This window comes from Streptococcus australis (assembly GCF_019930045.1).
In the GTDB taxonomy this organism is placed as follows: Bacteria; Bacillota; Bacilli; order Lactobacillales; family Streptococcaceae; genus Streptococcus; species Streptococcus australis_D.
On the sequence record NZ_JAHZQQ010000010.1, the window covers coordinates 29,536 to 47,969 of the forward strand.

The window sequence follows — 18,434 nt, forward strand, 5'->3', positions numbered from 1 at the left end:
TATATACGCTATTTTTATGCTATAATTGAAATGATAGTGAGGTGATCCAAGATGTATATTGAAATGGTTGATGAGACCGGTCAAGTCTCTGAAGAAATGATCAAACAAACCCAGGAAATTTTAGAATTTGCTGCAAAAAAATTGGGCAAAGAAGACAAGGAAATGGCAGTGACCTTTGTAACCAACGAACGAAGCCATGAATTGAACTTGGAATACCGGGATACGGATCGCCCAACGGATGTGATCAGTCTGGAATACAAACCAGAGATGGACATTGCTTTTTCAGAAGAAGATTTAGAAGACCATCCAGAATTGGCAGAAATGATGGCAGAGTTCGATACCTATATTGGAGAGCTCTTTATTTCTGTAGACAAGGCGCGTGAGCAAGCGGCTGAGTATGGTCATAGCTTTGAGCGCGAGATGGGCTTTTTAGCAGTGCATGGCTTCCTTCATATCAACGGTTATGATCACTATACTCCGGAAGAAGAGAAGGAAATGTTTGGCTTACAGGAAGAGATTTTGACAGCCTATGGACTCACAAGACAATAAACGAAAATGGAAAAATCGAGAACTGATTGCCAGTCTTGAATTTGCTTTAACAGGGATTTTCACAGCCTTTAAAGAGGAACGAAATATGCGTAAGCATGCACTTTCAGCTATCTTAGCGATTGTTGCAGGCTTCCTTTTTGGCATTTCGGCAACAGAGTGGCTCTTTCTACTCTTAAGTGTTTCTTTGGTCATTGCCTTTGAAATCATGAATTCTGCTCTTGAAAATGTAGTGGATTTGGCGAGCGATTACCATTTCTCCATGCTGGCAAAGAATGCCAAAGATATGGCGGCAGGAGCGGTTCTCGTTATTTCGGGCTTTGCCTTGGTGACAGGTCTTATTATATTTGTGCCCAAGTTGTGGGCTCTAGTATTTGGATAAGAGGGAGACTTCCCTCATGAAAGGAAACTATGACATTTAAATCAGGCTTTGTAGCCATTTTAGGACGTCCCAATGTCGGGAAGTCAACTTTTTTGAACCACGTCATGGGGCAAAAAATTGCCATCATGAGTGATAAGGCGCAGACAACGCGCAACAAGATTATGGGAATCTACACGACCGATAAGGAACAGATCGTCTTTATCGATACCCCAGGGATTCACAAACCAAAGACAGCGCTTGGAGACTTCATGGTGGAGTCGGCCTATAGCACCCTTCGAGAAGTGGATACGGTTCTCTTTATGGTGCCAGCAGATGAACCGCGTGGGAAGGGCGATGACATGATCATCGAACGCCTCAAGGCTGCTAAGGTGCCGGTTATTCTGGTGGTCAACAAGATCGACAAGGTGCACCCTGACCAACTCTTGGCGCAAATCGATGACTTCCGTAGTCAGATGGACTTCAAGGAAATTGTGCCGATTTCAGCCCTTCAAGGAAACAATGTTTCGCATTTGATTGATATTTTGAGCGAAAACTTAGAAGAAGGTTTCCAATATTTCCCTGCTGATCAAATTACTGACCATCCAGAGCGTTTCTTGGTCTCTGAAATGATCCGTGAGAAGGTTTTGCATTTAACGCGGGAAGAAATTCCTCACTCTGTTGCCGTAGTGGTGGATTCTATGAAGCGGGATGAAGAGACAGATAAGGTCCATATCCGAGCAACCATCATGGTCGAGCGCGATAGCCAAAAAGGCATTGTCATCGGAAAAGGCGGTGCCATGCTCAAGAAGATCGGAACCCTTGCGCGTAAGGATATTGAGCTCATGCTAGGGGACAAGGTCTTCCTAGAAACCTGGGTCAAAGTCAAGAAAAATTGGCGGGATAAAAAATTGGACCTTGCCGATTTCGGTTATAACGAAAAAGAATACTAAGAAGAGGTGGGCAGAAGCCTGCTTCTTGTTTTTGAAAGGAGTTCTATGCCTGAATTACCAGAAGTTGAAACCGTAAGACGTGGGCTTGAGAAATTAATTCTTGGGAAGACCATCCAATCAGTGGAAGTAAAGTATCCCAAGATGATTCAGACGGATCTGGATGCTTTTCGTCAAGATCTCCCAGGTCAAGAAATTCGGGCCATGGGACGCCGCGGGAAATACCTCTTGTTTTATTTGACGGATTTGGTTTTGATCTCGCATTTACGTATGGAAGGCAAGTATTTCTTTTATCCAGACGAAGTCCCTTTTCGCAAGCACGCCCATGTCTTCTTTTATTTTACTGATGGCAGCACCCTTGTCTATGAAGATGTCCGCAAGTTTGGGACCATGGAAGTCTTAGTACCTGAGCTTGTAGACAGCTACTTTTTGGCGAAAAAGATTGGTCCAGAGCCGACAGAAGCGGATTTTAAAGGGCCAGCCTTCCAAGCAGCTCTTAAAAAATCAAAGAAACCCATTAAATCAGCTCTTTTGGACCAAAAATTGGTGGCAGGTCTGGGAAATATCTATGTAGATGAGGTCCTCTATCGTGCCAAGGTTCATCCAGCTCGTTTGGGTCAAAACTTGACTGCTAGAGAAGCCAAAGCTATTCGAAAGGAAACAATCGCCGTATTAGCTCAGGCTGTCGAAAAAGGTGGCTCCACTATTCGCTCTTACAGCAATGCTTTTGGAGAGGATGGCACCATGCAAGATCAACACCAAGTCTATGCAAAGACAGGTCAGCCTTGTTTGCGCTGCGGGACACCAATTGAGAAAATCCAGCTGGGAGGACGCGGAACCCATTTTTGCCCGCACTGTCAAAAGGAGAACTAGATGGCAAGAATCATTGGATTAACAGGAGGGATTGCTTCAGGAAAGTCCACTGTCACCTCCTATTTGAAAGAAAAAGGTTATCCTGTCATTGATGCTGATCGAGTGGTCCATGACTTGCAGGCACCAGGTGGAGAACTCTATCGAGCTTTAGTAGAGCATTTTGGAAGGGACATCCTCCTAGATACTGGAGACTTGAATCGTCCTGCTCTGGCTCAACGCATCTTTTCAAGCCAGAAAGATATTGCCTGGTCCAACCAAGTACAAGGGGAGATCATTCGCAAAGCTTTGGCGCGAGAACGGGATCGCCTAGCTAAAACAGAAGACCTCTTTTTCATGGATATCCCCTTGTTAATCGAGCAGGGATATCTGGATTGGTTTGACCAAGTTTGGCTGGTCTATGTGACGGAAGATACCCAGTTGCAACGTCTAATGGAAAGAAATGTCCTAACGGAGGTCCAGGCGCGCGATCGTTTGGCAGCCCAGATGCCTCTAGATGAGAAAAAAGCTTTTGTCGATCTCGTGATCGATAACAATAGCAAGCGTGATCGTCTCTATCAGCAAATTGATCGAGCTTTAGAACAAATAGAAAGAAGATGATCCTATTTCACTGGAAATCAATTGGCGTAAAAATCTTTTTATTGCCTGGATTGGCTGTTTTTTCGTAGGTGCCAGTCTTTCGTTGGTAGTCCCTTTTATGGCTCTATTTGTGGAGGAGTTGGGGATAAAAGGTCCGGCAGTTCCTTTTTATGCTGGGATTGCAGTCGCCTCCTCCTCTTTGACTTCCGCTCTAATGGCCCCAATCTGGGGGAGTTTGGCGGACCGTTATGGTCGGAAACCCATGATGTTGAGAGCCTCGATTGCCATGACCATGACCATGGGAGGAATTGCTTTTGTCCCTTCCGTCTTTTGGTTGTTGCTCCTACGCTTATTAAATGGTGTCTTTTCGGGCTTTGTTCCTAACAGTACGGCTCTCATTGCCAGTCAGGTGCCAAAGAATCAATCCGGATATGCTCTTGGAACCTTATCGACCGGAACCGTTGCTGGTACCTTAATGGGGCCTTTATTGGGTGGATTGATTGCGGAGCAATTTGGCATGCGGAATGTCTTTCTCCTCGTTGGTTTTTTCCTCTTTCTCGTCTCTGTCTTGACTTGGTGGGGCATTGAGGAAGACTACCAACAAATATCGAAGGAGGAGCATCTTTCAAGCTGGGATTTACTGGCTTCTATCCAGCATAAGGACATTTTACTGGGTCTTTTTTTGACCAGTATGACCATCCAGATGATAGGCCAATCTATTTCTCCCATTCTTCCACTCTATGTAAGAGAGCTTGGTCAGAGCGACAATGTTATTTTTGTATCTGGCTTGATTGTATCAGCTATGGGGATTTCCAGTATCCTGACATCGGGATGGATGGGAAAGCTCGGAGATAAAATTGGCAACCATCGCCTCTTACTTTTAGCCCTTCTCTATAGTGGGATCCTCTATATCTTCTGTGCCCTTGCTCAGACCCCTTTTCAATTAGGCTTTCTTCGTTTCCTATTTGGAATTGGGACAGGAGCCTTAATGCCTGGAGTGACGGCTCTCTTAAACCGCATGACTCCCAAGGAAGGAATTTCTCGGATTTTTAGTTACAACCAACTCTTCTTTTATGTTGGGGGAGTTCTTGGTCCCATGATGGGCTCTAGTATTGCCATGCATGTCAATTACCATTGGGTATTCTATGGGACTGCTATCCTGGCCTTTATAGATTTGGCCTTCCTTTTATTCATCTTTAGAAAGTATTTGAAAGTGAGAGAAATCAGTGCGCATTAAAGTACAACTAACCTGCACGAGTTGTGGCAGTCAGAATTATTTGACAAGTAAAAATATGAAGACCCACCCTGAAAAAATTGAAGTTCTGAAGTATTGTCCTAAAGAAAGAAAAGTGACATTACATCTTGAAACAAAATGATTTTTATGGTAAAATAGATAAGATTTTAAGGAGTTTTTTAATTATGACTAAACCGTTGATTACTATTTTATTGGTACTATCTGTATTAATTATTATCGCTATCTTTATGCAACCAACTAAAAATCAATCAAGCAACGTATTTGATGCTAGTTCAAATGATTTGTTCGAACGTTCAAAAGCTCGTGGATTCGAAGCGGTCATGCAACGAATGACAGGGGTTATGATTTTCCTTTGGTTACTCATTGCGATGATTTTAATGGTATTATCCAGTAAATAAGATAGGCTTAGACATTGTCTTTGCCTATTTTTTCATCTATGAGTTGTGTGATAGGGGGATTGTAACTTACAAAGAAATCCCTCTAAAAGAAAGAAAATAAAGGAGGCTGGCTATCCAGCACAAAATATGAAAAGTAGAATTATTGATTATTTAAAACAGGAGGGGAAAGCTCAAGTTGACCAGTTGGCCCAAGCCATTGGGACTACAGACGCCAAAGATTTTCGTGAACTGATTAAGACCATTTCGCTGATGGAGCGACGTCGTCAATTGACCTTTGAAGAAAATGGCTTTTTAAGTCTCCTTGATGCGAAACCAAAAGGGACCATTACCGTGAAAGGCATTTTTCATGCCCATAAAAGTGGCTTCGGTTTTGTTAGTCTCGAAGGAGAAGAAGAGGACCTCTTTATCGGACGAAATGATATCAACCATGCCATTGATGGAGATACGGTTGAAGTTGTAATCACCAAGGTAGCGGACCGTCAAAAGGGAACTGCAGCAGAGGGAAGAATTATTGATGTCTTGGAGCATAGTCTCCAAACGGTCGTTGGTCAAATCGTTCTGGATGAAGAAAAGCCCAAGTATGCTGGCTACATCGTTTCAAAGAATCAAAAGATTAGCCAACGCATTTATGTGAAAAAGCCAGCCCTGCAATTGGAGGGGACAGAAGTTCTCAAGGTTGCTATTGATCAGTATCCGAGTCGGAAACACAATTACTTTGTGGCCTCTGTACAAGATGTGGTTGGACATGTAACAGACCCTGGAATCGATGTATTGGAAGTCCTCGAGTCTATGGATATTGTCTCAGAATTCCCAGAAGCAGTCCTCAAAGAAGCAGAGAACATTCCAGATCAGCCATCTGAGAAGGATTTTGAAGGACGTTTGGACCTTCGAGATGAAATCATCTTTACGATTGATGGTGCCGATGCCAAGGACTTGGATGATGCGGTTCATATTAAACGCTTGGAAGGTGGGAATTTCGAACTAGGAGTTCACATAGCCGATGTCTCTTATTATGTAACCGAAGGTTCTGCCTTGGACAAGGAAGCTCTCAACCGTGCGACTTCTGTCTATGTAACCGATCGAGTTGTTCCCATGTTACCAGAGCGGTTATCCAATGGGATTTGTTCCCTAAACCCTCAAGTGGATCGCTTAACTCAATCAGCCATTATGGAGATTGACGAGCGTGGTCGGGTCCTTCGTTATCAGATTACCCAAACGGTCATTAAAACGACTTTCCGTATGACCTATAGTGATGTCAATGATATCATTTCGGGAGACCAAGAGAAGCGTGAGAAATATCAAGCTATTGTTCCAAGTATCGAAGCCATGGTTGGTCTTCATCAGATCTTAGAAGGAATGCGGGAAAAACGAGGGGCTCTTAACTTTGATACCAGTGAAGCTAAAATCCTAGTCAATCCTCAAGGAAAACCAGTCGACATCGTCTTGCGTCAACGGGGAATTGCAGAACGGATGATTGAATCTTTCATGCTGATTGCCAATGAGACAGTGGCTGAGCACTTTGCCAAACGAAAACTTCCCTTTATTTACCGGATTCACGAAGAACCCAAAGCAGAGAAGGTGCAAAAGTTTATCGATTATGCCTCTAGCTTTGGCCTTCCTATTTATGGGACAGCTAGTTCCATGAGTCAGGAAACCTTGCAGGACATTATGAAGAGAGTAGAAGGGGAACCTTATGCCGATGTCTTGTCCATGATGTTGCTTCGTTCCATGCAGCAGGCGCGTTATTCCGAGCACAATCATGGACACTATGGGCTAGCAGCTGAGTTCTATACTCACTTTACCAGTCCGATTCGCCGGTATCCAGACTTATTAGTCCACCGCATGGTGCGAGAGTATGGAAAAGATTCTGAAGTAGCTAGTCATTTTGAACAGGTCATTCCAGATATTGCTAGCCAATCCTCTAGTCGGGAACGCCGCGCCATTGATGCCGAACGGGAAGTGGAAGCTATGAAGAAGGCAGAGTACATGGAGGACTATGTTGGCGAAGAGTACGATGCTTTGGTGTCCAGTGTCGTCAAGTTTGGTCTCTTTGTTGAATTGCCAAATACCGTAGAAGGTTTGATCCATATCACTACCTTACCTGGTTTTTATCATTTTAACGAGCGCGATTTGACCTTGCGCGGGGAAAAATCAGGCGTCACTTTCCGTGTTGGTCAGGAGATTCGAATCAGGGTCGAAAGAGCGGATAAGATGACTGGCGAGATTGATTTTTCTTATATCCCAAGTGAGCTGGATTTGATTGAAAAAGTCACTAAAGCATCGGGCCGTAAAGATCGAAAAGGACACTCTAAGCGCCCTTCTTCTAAGAAAGAAGAACGTAAGCAAGGGGGCATTAGAGAGAACAAGCGCAAGCATTCTTCAAAAGACAAGAAGAAAAAGAGTAAGAAACCTTTTTACAAGGAAGTAGCTAAGAAAGGAGCTAAGCATGGCAAAGGGCGAGGGAAAGGTCGTCGCACAAAATAAGAAAGCAAGCCACGATTATACAATTGTTGAAACCATTGAAGCAGGAATGGTCCTGACTGGTACAGAAATCAAGAGTGTTCGAGCAGCTCGTATCAACCTCAAGGATGGATTTGCCCAAGTCAAAAATGGGGAAGTCTGGCTCAGCAATGTTCATATTGCTCCCTATGAGGAAGGCAATATCTGGAACCAAGACCCAGAGCGTCGTCGCAAACTCTTGCTGCATAAGAAGCAAATTCAAAAGTTGGAGCAGGAGACTAAAGGAACAGGGATGACTCTAGTTCCCCTTAAGGTTTACCTTAAGGATGGCTACGCCAAGCTCTTGCTGGGCTTAGCCAAAGGGAAGCACGATTATGACAAACGTGAATCCATCAAACGGCGGGAGCAAAATCGTGACATTGCTCGTGTCATGAAGCAATACAATACGCGTTAAAGTAAGAAATAGGAACAGCTGAAGCAAGGGCTGAAAACTGTTCCTATTTTTAAATTTCCTTTCTTGAAACCGCTTGCATTATTATCTGGATAAGAGTATACTGAAGGTAGCGTTGGTATAGTTGTTTTTCGTCGGCTTGAAAATGATTTTCTAGCCTCTTTTGTAGTCATAAAGGAGATCGACTATGAGAAAACTACTGGTCAAACTGATGATTGCTTTGATGGCCTTTGCCTTGATTCCAGTTCAAGTTGCGCAGGCCTGCTCAGCCTTCATTGTTGGGAAGGAACTCACGACAGATGGTTCCATGCTCTTTGGGCGGACTGAAGACTATCCTTATGCTCCCGATGGTGGTCGCCACAATAAAACTTACGAAGTGGTACCTGCCAAAGACTATAAGGATGGGGATATGTTGGAGGACGAATCCAACGGCTTTGCTTATCCCCACTTGAGTCATGAAATGAAATATACCGCAACTTATGATGCAGCCCATGGAGATGGTTCCAACGGGAATTTCGGAGCACACGGCTTTAACGAAGCGGGCGTTTCCATGACTTCTACCGTATCTGCAACCCCACACGATAAGATTTTGGAAGCAGATCCACTTGTGAAAAATGGCTTGGCTGAAGCTGCTATGGTAGACTTGGTTCTCCCACGTGCCAAAACAGCTCGTGAAGGAATTGAGTTGGTTGCCAAGGTACTTGATGAAAAAGGATCTGCCGAAGGAAACATCATTGTCGTAGCAGATAAAGATGAACTCTGGTACATGGAAATCCTCTCTGGTCACCAATATGTAGCCATTAAATTCCCTCAAGACCGCTATGCCATCTTTGCCAATACCTACTATCTAGGACATGTGGATTTCAAGGACAAGGACAATGTCATTGCTTCAAAAGATGTGGAAGCAGTTGCTAAAAAGGCAGACCACTACAAGACTGATAAAGATGGTAACTTCCATATTGCAGACTCATATGGTCCAGATGAATATACCGAACGCAACCGCTCACGGACCTATGCAGGGATTACCTTGATGGATCCTAAAGCGGACATCAAATATGATGATAAGCACTTTGACCTCTTGCACAAACCAACGGATCCTTCTAAAAAGTATAGTCTAGAAGATGTTTTCGCTGAACAACGGAACCGGTTCGAACACCTCAAACAATACACACCAGATGACTTAGTGGAACCAGGTAAAGAAGTCGATACCAATAAATACAAATATGCTTTGGGAAATGAAAACGTCATTAACGCCCACGTATACCAAATTAAGAAGGACTTGCCAACACCATTTGGTGGTGTTGTTTGGTTAGGTCTCGCTCAAAGCCGGAACACGCCTTATGTGCCATTCTATGGTATTGTCAACGATACCTACGCACCATTCAAAGTTCGCTCTGCCAAATATGATCCAACTTCTTGGTATTGGGCTGTTTGGCATATTGACCAAATGGTCATGAAATACCCAGATCTATTTGGTAATAGCATCCAAGAGAAGTGGAAAGAATTGGAAAAAGGCTGGATCAAAGAACAAGCAGCTTTGGATCAAAAATACAGTGGACTCACTGATGACCAAGCGAAAGCTACTGCAGACGAAGTAACAAGTGACTCACTTAAACGTGCGGAAACTATCTTCAAACAAATCAAGCAAGTTGAAAGTGAGATGGAAGATAAGATTCGTACAGAAAAAGGTTTGGAAGCAGACTTTGTTTATGATGGCTATAACAAGGCCAATCTGGTCGCAGCAGCTCAAGCTAAAAAAGATGCATCGAAAGAGACAGAAAAGAAGGAAGAAACAGCTTCTAGTCAATCATCTAGCAAGGCAAGTGATTCAAACAGCAGTTTATCTGCCGTCTTAGGAGTTTTGGCACTTGCAGGATTTGGCTTGGCAGGTTTCTACTTTAAAAAATCAAAAAAGAATGAAAATGAAGAATAAGTAGACTGAGACTGCTAAATCAGCATCCTGCCTCAACTGGATTCTATGAGAGTGGAATAGAAGTCTTCACAAAAGGAGCTTGTAATTCCACTCTTTTTATTGTTATTTGCATGCAATTTTTGTATGATAGGGATAGATAGAAAGAAGGAGAAGAAACGGATGCCTGAAAAATTAATTGCTTATAAACGGATGCCTTTGTGGACCAAGGATACCATGCCTGAAGCAGTCCAAAGAAAACACAATACCAAAGTAGGTACTTGGGGAAAGATTACCGTTCTCAAAGGAAAACTCAAGTTTGTTGAGCTGACGGAAGATGGGGAAGAAGTAGCCAGCCATGTGTTTGAGGCAGGTGCGGATAACCCGATGGCACAACCTCAAGCTTGGCACCGCGTAGAGGCCCTTACAGATGATGTGGAATGGTTTTTGGAATTCTACTGTGAACCCAAAGATTATTTTCCCAAAAAATATAATAGCAATCCCGTCCATTCAGAAGTGCTAGAAGCCATGGAGTCCCTTTCTCCAGGCAAGGCCTTGGATTTGGGGTGTGGACAAGGACGAAACGCTCTCTTTTTAGCCCAACATGGCTTTGAAGTGACAGCAGTCGATCAAAATGAATTGGCCCTAGAGATCCTACAAAGTATTGTAGAGCAAGAAGATTTGGAAATGACTGTGGGACTCTATGATATCAACTCAGCGAACCTAAAACAAAGTTATGACTTGATTGTTTCAACGGTTGTCCTCATGTTCTTGCAAGCGGATCGCATTCCGGCGATTATTCGAAATATGCAAGACCAGACCAATCCAGGTGGCTATAACTTGATCGTTTGTGCCATGGATACAGAGGACTATCCTTGCCAGGTTCCTTTCTCCTTTACTTTTAAGGAAGGCGAGCTAGCAGACTACTACAAAGATTGGGAACTCGTTAAATACAATGAAAATCCAGGGCATCTGCACCGACGTGATGAAAATGGCAATCGAATTGCCTTACGCTTTGCGACCATGCTAGCCAAGAAAATATAAATAGCTCTCTAGACAAGGACACCCTTGCAGTCGTCCTTGTCTTTTTATATCTGAAAACTTTCTGAAAATACTTGATTTTTTACAGAAAAGGAGTAGACTGTTAGTGTATCTTTCAAGAATTTTGAGGAGAAGCGCGTGAAACTATATGTTCAACTGATGATTATCTTTACCATCTCTTTGATTGGGGAAGGGATATCGACCCTCTTTCATTTGCCAATTCCAGGAAGTATTATCGGTCTACTGATTTTATTTCTTTGCTTGCAGTTGAAATGGCTTCGTATCCGCCATGTGAATCTGGTCGGATCTTTTCTCTTAGCCAATATGACGATTTTATTTTTACCTCCAGCGGTTGGGATTATGGATAAGTTTGATGTTATCCAGCCTTATTTATTGCCCATCGTATTGATTATTTTAGGGGCTATCATCATCAATGTAACCCTTATTGCCTTAGTTGTCGGTTTTATCAAGACAAGGTATGAGGGGGATTATGAAGGAGGGATAAAATAATGGAAAGTTTGTGGTCAAATCCTCTCTTTGGGATTTCTTTATCAGTCTTTGCCTATCTGATTGGGATGATGATTTTTCGTCGTTTTCCCCATCCCATCACGACCCCCCTCTTAGTTGCAACGGTCTTGATCATTGGTTTCTTAAAGCTGACAGGGATTTCCTATAAGGCCTATAATATTGGCGGGACCTACCTCAGTAATTTGATTGTGCCCTCAACGGTTGTCCTGGGAATTCCCTTGTATAAGAGTTTCCATTTGATGAAGCACCATGCCAAGAGTATTCTTCTTAGTAGTTTTCTAGCAGTAGTAGTCAACACGCTTTTTACAGCTGTCTTGGCTAAGCTTTTTGGGATGAAGTACTTTCTAGCTATTTCCCTCTTTCCTAAGTCTGTGACAACAGCCATGGCAGTGGGGATTTCTGAAAAAATGCAGGGAATAACTACCATTACCCTAGTTGTCGTTGTAGCGACAGGTATCCTGACAAGTGTCCTAGGACCAACGATTCTTAAGTTCCTAAAAGTAGAGGATCCTGTTGCCATTGGTTTGGCCCTTGGGGGTACAGGTCATGCGGTGGGGACTGGTACAGCCTTTCAGTATGGTCAAGTAGCCGGAGCTATGGGTGGCTTAGCAATTGGGATAACTGGCGTTTTCTACGTCTTTATAAGTCCCCTTGTCGCGAGCCTGATTCTTTCCTAAAAAGGTAGAGAGTATTCAGAAAAAGCTTGGAAGAAGTTCCGAGCTTTTTTGTATACAGTTAGATAGAGAAGGTTGTTTAATAATTTGAAGGTCAAACAATTTTCAGATAGATTACTAATTGATTACAGTCGTTGTAAGCGCTTGCCAAACTTTGGTTCAAAAGGTATACTAAAAGAGGTTATACGGTTAATATCTAGTTAAAGGAGTTCAATATGAAGAAACGTTATGCTCGATCAGCCTTGGGCTTGATCACTGCTCTCTTCCTCTTTGCCCAACCGGTAGAGGCCTGTACAGGTTTTATCATCGGTAAAAAGTTAACAGCAGATGGGAATGCTTTGTACGGACGTACGGAGGACTTAGAACCAAACCACAATAAGAACTTTGTGGTCAGAGAACGAACTTATAACAAGAAAGGGGAGGTCTTTGAAGATGCCACCAATGGCTTTAAGTATGAGCTCCCAGAAGTAAGTTATAAATATACAGCTGTCCCAGATGTTACACCAGAACAGGGTGTATTTGATGAAGCTGGTTTTAATGAGCATGGTGTGTCCATCTCGGCGACCGTCTCAGCTTCAGCAAATGACAACATTAAAAAGGTCGATCCTTATGTAGAGGACGGCTTGGCTGAGTCTGCCCTCACCACTGTCGTTCTTCCAAGTGTCAAAACGGCTCGTGAAGGAGTCGAGCTCATTGCGAAAATTGTGGAAGAAAAAGGGGCAGCAGAAGGAAATATTGTGACGATCGCGGACAAGGAAGGTATCTGGTACATGGAGATCCTTTCTGGTCACCAATATGTAGCGATTCTCTTCCCAGAAGATCGCTATGCAGTCTTTCCAAATACCTTCTTCTTAGGACATGTTGATTTTTCAGATAAGGAACGGACTATTGCCTCGAAGGATGTTGAAAAAGTCGCCCGTGATGCAGGAACCTATAAAGAAATCGATGGCCAGTTCCATGTGTCTCAATCCTACAATCCACCTTTGCATGAGGCAGATCGTTCTCGTGTTTGGTCTGGTATTAAGTCACTGGATCCAGATGCAGATGTGAACTACGATGACGAGTATTTTGACTTGATGCATACAACGGATCGGAAATTGACGCTACGTGATGCGATGAATCTCCAACGCAATCGGTTAGAAGGAACAGACTTCAAACCACAAGATCAAATGGAGTTAGATGGAAAAGGGATTCCAGAAAAAGGGAAGTTTGATGAAGTCTATAAATACCCGATTTCGAACCCGAATGTCATGGAAGCCCATATTTTCCAATTAAAGGACAATGTTCCTGATAGTGCTGGTGGGGGAACTATGTGGTTAGCGATGGGAAGCCCACGAAATGCTCCTTACCTGCCTTACTATGGCAATATCACCAATACCTACCAAGCCTATCAAGAATTAGGGACAGCCTATAATCCCCAATCTTGGTATTGGACCATGTCTCGCATTAATGATTTAGTTGCCAAATATCCTGATTTGTTCGGAGATGGAGTCATCCGTACTGAAATGGAACGCCTAGAATCTCAATGGATGGCTGAGCAAGAAATCAGTGACCAAGAACAAATTGCCCTCGCTTCGCAGCCAGAGCAGGCGAGCCTAAAAGCGACAGAAACGAGCATGACTCGAGCTCAAAAGACCTTCGATCGTCTGCAAGAAATTCGTCAAGAAGCAGAAGAAAAGGTGATTGCTCAATATGGACAAGGTGCTATTGACGATTTAACAGATGAAGAAGATGCAAACCAAGAAGAAGAAATCAATTTGGTACCATTTGATTATGACTTCGTCATCACGATTGGCTTAGCCCTTGTGACAGTGATAGGAGTAGGAATTTTCTTCATTAAATCAAAGAAAGCAAAGGGAGGTAAGAAGGATGAATAAGTTTCAACGAATATTGCTCTTCCTATTTTTGGTCTTAGCAGGGATTGGGATGGAGTTTGAGCTAGGCTCTCTCTCTCAACAAGAGTTTAACCAAGTAGCAGGAAGAGATTTGGTATTAAATCTGCTCGTTTTAGCGGTGATTGTCGTTCCTCTTTATCTCTTTATTAAGCGACTTGCAAAAAGATTTGAGGTTCCTCTTCTTGTTTTGTGGGCGACCATGTTTGGTGGTGCTTTTGTTGCTGGCTGGCTCAGTTTTTCAGGGAACAGCCTCATTGACCATTTCAATAGTCATCTCATTCAGGATGTTAGTACCTTTAATAAATGGACAGATGCTTTGACAGCACCTTTTTCTGAAGAATTTTTCAAAGCTCTGGTGGCCTTCTGGATCCTCTTGATTTTGGGTCGTAAGGATTTGAAATCGATTTTAATTGCCGGCTTTGGATCTGGTCTTGGTTTCCAAATCATTGAAGATCTAGGTTATGTGGCGCGTCAAACGCGAACTGGAGACCTCTCAGCAGTAACAGAGGCAGTGAACCGCATTTCTGGTGGTTTAGCATCTCATGCAGTCTACACAGCTGTTGTATCTGTTGGAGCCTTTCTCATCCTGTCTCAGTGCACCAAGCAAAAAGAAAAGCTCTTTGGTCTCTGGTGTGTAGTTTCCACGGTGACCAATCACTTCTTATGGAATTCCCCATTCTATGAAACAGACCATCGGGTCAATATTTTGGTAGGCTTGCTCTTTGCCTTCCAAGTGGGAACCTTTATTGAGGTCGTGCTCTTTACTCATAAAAATCCGAATCTAAACCTTTTAAAGAAAAACTAAGGAAAAGATTCAGTAGATATATAAATAAAAAAGCTTAGAAACTTTTGTTTCTAAGCTTCAGATTGAAGACAAAGTCATATTAAAAACTTTCCTTAGGTGAGTACGGACGTCAGCGAACTTCTTCGAAGTTCCAAGACTAAATCAAGATACTAAGGGCGTCTGCGGATAAAGTCAAAATAGGAAGTTTGACGCAGAATCTTTCGATTCTAGGAGAACTTATCTTTTTGACACAATCCGCAGCCTGTGTTCAATTTGTATTGAGCCCCCTCGCTCTTTAACTTCTGGGCTCAGGCTAAAACAGTTCCCCAAACTGTTTTACTCTCAATAATTCCGAGTGCCTGAAACGTTATTGTTTCAGGCACTTTTCTCACAGCGGAAAGTTTTGGTATTTTTTTGAATCGATTTAAAAATTGGAACTCATTTTTATTTCTTTGCAGAATCGCTTAACTTATTTTACTTTAAAATAGTTTGTCTACTTTCTAAAAGCTTAGAAACTTTTGTTTCTAAGCTTTTTTTACTAAATTCTATTTGCTTTCTTCTTTTTTCTTAAGACCAAAGAAGGCTAGGATGGATGTCAACAGAGTGAGCATGTAGATAGCAGGAGAGTCGGCTGTTCCTGTTTCTGGTAGGCTTGCAGAGCCCGCTGTGAATGTTTTAGCGACTGTCACTGACAAGTGATGGTTGTTGGCCTTGATCTGTGTATCGTCCTTAGCAGATGTAAAAGTATTCTTTGTTTGGCTAGCTAGTTGATTAGGAGAATTCGTACCAACTAGAGCTGGAATATATGTTTGATCCATTTTACCGGTAGATGGATTAGTTGGTTGAGCATTTTTACCGGTAGATGGGATAACTGGTTGGTTATTGCTTCCTGGGTAGGACTTTGGATTAGCAGAATCTGTTCCTTGTTTGATTTCCTCAATATCTGCCACACCATCTCCATCTGTATCTTTGTTAGCAGAAATAGAAATGGTACGAGAATTTGGATTGATGGTTGCATAGGCTGTGAGATCTGCCTTAGCAAGGTAATCTGCAAAGGCAACGTCCATGGAAGGACCTTCCTCGCGAGCTCCACCTAACATGGTGTAGCCATCCCCACCTGCTGCTAAGAAGTCATTGGTAGTCAAGTAGTAATCTTTAGCAAGGTTGAGCGGTTCATATTGACCAGTTTCTGGGTTTTTAATTTCAATATAGAGGACGCGCTTTTCAGCTGGTAGGGTTGTATCGTAATAAACTTTCGCTCCAGATACTTGGAGGAAGCCTCCGCTAGGTTCAAGAAGGGGTTGACCGTTTTCGTCAAGAACGGTTTTGCCATCTTTTTCTTGTAAAATAGAGCCAAGAGATTTAGCAAACATATCAGCAATATTCTGACCAGTTACTTTAATCTGAGAGATGGTATTCCCAAATGGAAGAACAGCAATGACACTTCCTTTGGTGATTGGCTTGTCTTTAGCAATGGTTTCGCGCAAACCACCACCGTTGGTTACAGCAAGGTCAGTCTTATGGCTAAAACCAGTTTGTCCATATTCATAGAGAGCATCTGCCACGACGTTTCCTAGGTTGGTTTCACGGACACGAACATTTTCCCGTTGACCGTTTAGTTCTACAGGACTATTGTCACGAACGATTTTTGCATTCTCAGCATCGTACTGTTCCTTGATCTTTTGGACCATGGCAGCTACTTTGGCATTTGGCACGACATTTTTTGTTGAAGCAGCTGAGATTTGTTGAGGGTTTCCAAGCAATTGGTTAGCCTGGTAGGTGATTTTACCGATATTATTCAGGTAGCTACCAGTTTGGTTATAGGTGACATTATCTCCGTATGTGGTTGATTGAACAGTATGGGAATGTCCATCAATTACGGTGACACGTTTTCCTTTCAGTTTTGAGTTTTTAGAAAGTTCCTCAGCTAAGGTAGATCCTCGCCATTCGATTGGTGTAGTAGTATCTACTCCCAAGTGAGCAAGGACAACATAGTTTTTGTATGTCTTGCCTTCTGCAGTAGCGCGTGCTTCAATCTCATCAATGACCTTGTTTACTTCTGAAATAGGATCTGTGAAGGTAACTCCTTGAACATTCTTAGGGTGGGTTTTTGTAGCTGTTTCAGGCGTTGTCACCCCGATAACAACAAACTCATCGCCAACCACATTCTTATCTTTATCGACGATGGTGGAAGCCTCAAATAAACGAGCACCGTTGATGTAGGTGTTGGAGCTGAGAAGTGGGAAGTTTAAGATTTCTTTGTATTTCTTTGCTTCATCCAAACCAAAATCGAACTCATGGTTTCCGACTGCCATGGCATCGTAGCCAATTTCGTTCAAAATTTTAGCTCGTTCTTCCCCTTTTGAACTATTTGAAATCGGTAGTCCTTGGAAGGCATCTCCAGCATCTACGACCAAAGTAGATGGATTTTTCGCCCGTTCTTCATCAATGACTGCGGCTAATTTAGCATCACCAATCACACCCTTTTCTTCGACGATCCGACCATGGACATCGTTGGTATGAAGGATATTTGCTTCAGGCAAGTCAGTTGAACTCTCTGTAGCACCTTCTGAAGTAGCTGTACTAGATTCTGTTGAAGCAGGAGTAGCAGCATCCGTTGCATTTGTGGAAGCAGCAGCTACTTCAAGGTTAGTTTCTGGAGCTGTTTGCTCATCTGCAGCTACCTGAGAAGCTAGGAAGGCAGGAGCAAGCAATAAGATCGGCAAAAGAAGTTTCTTCTTTTTCATAAACGTTCCTCATTTCTATTTTATTCCATACTAAATATTATAGCTAAAAAGGAAAGAAATGGAAAACGTTTTCTGATAGTTGGGCAAATAATCTTGTGAGAGCGTTGAGGTTCCAGCTAATTGCTCTTATCCATAAAAAAAAAGAAAACTTTCGTTCTCTCATTTTCTTATTCAGTTATGGGTTGGTTCCAAGTGGTAAAGTCAGTCACACTTAATACGACTGTCGCGATTTCGATCGGCTCTTCTTTTGCACCAGTTGACAACCATTTTGTGATTACGGCTTCAATCGTAGCTGCAAAGATCTCAACAGCATACTTATAAGGAACTTGGAATTTATTAACCAAGTGGTCTTTAGCGTGTGGAGTATTGTCAAGAAGTTGCAGGGTGAAATTTTTCATTAGAAAATGAAACTTTTGGTAATCCATCTGCATCAAGGCATAGATAAAGTCATAATTATCTTGAATATATTGAAGTGAGGCAAGAAAATTTGCTCGATTGACGGTGCTTGTAGCAAATAACTCTCCCAACTCGCCTAAGAGTTCAGATTTTAGCTGGTTGAACATATCTTGTTTGTCTACATAATGGAGGTAGAAGGTACCTCGATTAATGCCGGCTTCCTTTGTTAGTTGGCTAATTGTAAGGCTTTCAAGTGATTGTTCAAGAAGCAGGCGTGATAGGGCGCTTCGGATAGCATTTTTAGAATTCGTTTTTCTCTTCTTTCGGGTCATAGATCCTCCTTTATCATGTATTTGGTATAAATGATTATTCACTAATCACCATATTATACAGAAATCAACCTTATTCATCAACGGAATAAAATTTTAGTATCATTCTATAAGTCGAAATGGCTTAAAATCAGGTCTTATTCTTATACTGTAAAAGCCATTTTGGAAGGATTATAAAAAATTTTCCGATTCTGTCAATAATTTTGTGTAAACACTCAAGTAAAGTTGCGGAGTGTTAATCAAATAAGCTTTCAAGTGTGTCAG

At 42.5% G+C, this 18,434-nt stretch carries 18 protein-coding genes; 16 read left to right on the plus strand and 2 right to left on the minus strand.

The window, feature by feature from the left end; translation table 11 throughout:
- Window positions 1-51 precede the first annotated feature (51 nt).
- The 16 genes from ybeY (at window position 52) to K1J10_RS03620 (ending at window position 14,719) form a co-directional block, all read left to right on the plus strand.
- Window positions 52-549, plus strand: coding sequence for an rRNA maturation RNase YbeY (gene ybeY, locus K1J10_RS03545; protein ID WP_048689623.1), 498 nt, complete (start codon window positions 52-54; stop codon window positions 547-549).
- Window positions 530-928 carry a diacylglycerol kinase family protein gene (locus tag K1J10_RS03550; protein WP_048789580.1) on the plus strand — a complete coding sequence of 133 codons (399 nt, stop codon included), beginning with the start codon at window positions 530-532 and terminating at the stop codon, window positions 926-928. Before ybeY ends, K1J10_RS03550 begins: the two co-directional genes overlap by 20 nt.
- Window positions 929-957: 29 nt before the next feature.
- Window positions 958-1,857 carry a GTPase Era gene (gene era, locus K1J10_RS03555; RefSeq protein ID WP_016465947.1) on the plus strand — a complete coding sequence of 300 codons (900 nt, stop codon included), beginning with the start codon at window positions 958-960 and terminating at the stop codon, window positions 1,855-1,857.
- A 45-nt stretch (window positions 1,858-1,902) separates the two neighbouring features.
- Window positions 1,903-2,727, plus strand: a complete 825-nt coding sequence (mutM, locus tag K1J10_RS03560) for a DNA-formamidopyrimidine glycosylase (RefSeq protein WP_223355896.1) — start codon at window positions 1,903-1,905, stop codon at window positions 2,725-2,727.
- Entirely contained in the window at window positions 2,728-3,324 is a 597-nt protein-coding gene (coaE, locus tag K1J10_RS03565) for a dephospho-CoA kinase (RefSeq protein WP_223355897.1), read from the plus strand.
- 16 nt (window positions 3,325-3,340) lie between these two features.
- Window positions 3,341-4,540, plus strand: coding sequence for a multidrug efflux MFS transporter (locus tag K1J10_RS03570; RefSeq protein ID WP_223355903.1), 1,200 nt, complete (start codon window positions 3,341-3,343; stop codon window positions 4,538-4,540).
- A complete protein-coding gene (rpmG, locus tag K1J10_RS03575) occupies window positions 4,530-4,679 on the plus strand; it encodes a 50S ribosomal protein L33 (protein WP_081453577.1) in 150 nt (49 codons plus the stop codon). The genes K1J10_RS03570 and rpmG overlap by 11 nt, the downstream gene beginning before the upstream one ends.
- 43 nt (window positions 4,680-4,722) lie before the next feature.
- Window positions 4,723-4,956, plus strand: a complete 234-nt coding sequence (gene secG / locus K1J10_RS03580; RefSeq protein ID WP_135782613.1) for a preprotein translocase subunit SecG — start codon at window positions 4,723-4,725, stop codon at window positions 4,954-4,956.
- 126 nt (window positions 4,957-5,082) lie between these two features.
- Window positions 5,083-7,440 (plus strand): ribonuclease R, encoded by a 2,358-nt coding sequence (rnr, locus tag K1J10_RS03585; RefSeq protein WP_223355898.1) that lies wholly within the window; start codon window positions 5,083-5,085, stop codon window positions 7,438-7,440.
- Complete coding sequence (smpB, locus tag K1J10_RS03590; RefSeq protein ID WP_048689598.1) at window positions 7,403-7,870, plus strand: SsrA-binding protein SmpB; 468 nt, start codon at window positions 7,403-7,405, stop codon at window positions 7,868-7,870. The genes rnr and smpB overlap by 38 nt, the downstream gene beginning before the upstream one ends.
- Window positions 7,871-8,054: 184 nt before the next feature.
- Entirely contained in the window at window positions 8,055-9,800 is a 1,746-nt protein-coding gene (locus K1J10_RS03595; protein ID WP_048689593.1) for a C69 family dipeptidase, read from the plus strand.
- A 159-nt stretch (window positions 9,801-9,959) separates the two neighbouring features.
- The gene (gene tehB, locus K1J10_RS03600; protein ID WP_048689588.1) at window positions 9,960-10,820 is read left to right on the plus strand and encodes an SAM-dependent methyltransferase TehB; all 861 of its coding nucleotides are present in this window, start codon (window positions 9,960-9,962) and stop codon (window positions 10,818-10,820) included.
- Window positions 10,821-10,955: 135 nt separating this feature from the next.
- Window positions 10,956-11,327, plus strand: a complete 372-nt coding sequence (locus K1J10_RS03605; RefSeq protein ID WP_048689585.1) for a CidA/LrgA family protein — start codon at window positions 10,956-10,958, stop codon at window positions 11,325-11,327.
- The gene (locus K1J10_RS03610) at window positions 11,327-12,022 is read left to right on the plus strand and encodes an LrgB family protein (protein WP_048689583.1); all 696 of its coding nucleotides are present in this window, start codon (window positions 11,327-11,329) and stop codon (window positions 12,020-12,022) included. The genes K1J10_RS03605 and K1J10_RS03610 overlap by 1 nt, the downstream gene beginning before the upstream one ends.
- Window positions 12,023-12,234: 212 nt before the next feature.
- Entirely contained in the window at window positions 12,235-13,896 is a 1,662-nt protein-coding gene (locus tag K1J10_RS03615) for a C69 family dipeptidase (RefSeq protein ID WP_223355899.1), read from the plus strand.
- A complete protein-coding gene (locus K1J10_RS03620; RefSeq protein ID WP_223355900.1) occupies window positions 13,889-14,719 on the plus strand; it encodes a PrsW family glutamic-type intramembrane protease in 831 nt (276 codons plus the stop codon). Before K1J10_RS03615 ends, K1J10_RS03620 begins: the two co-directional genes overlap by 8 nt.
- Before the next feature lie 524 nt (window positions 14,720-15,243).
- Here the strand turns inward: K1J10_RS03620 and nt5e are convergent.
- On the minus strand, window positions 15,244-17,445 hold the full coding sequence (nt5e, locus tag K1J10_RS03625) for a cell surface ecto-5'-nucleotidase Nt5e (protein WP_223355901.1): 2,202 nt from the start codon (window positions 17,443-17,445) through the stop codon (window positions 15,244-15,246).
- Window positions 17,446-17,612: 167 nt separating this feature from the next.
- Window positions 17,613-18,173, minus strand: coding sequence for a TetR/AcrR family transcriptional regulator (locus tag K1J10_RS03630; protein ID WP_223355902.1), 561 nt, complete (start codon window positions 18,171-18,173; stop codon window positions 17,613-17,615).
- Window positions 18,174-18,434: the final 261 nt, after the last annotated feature.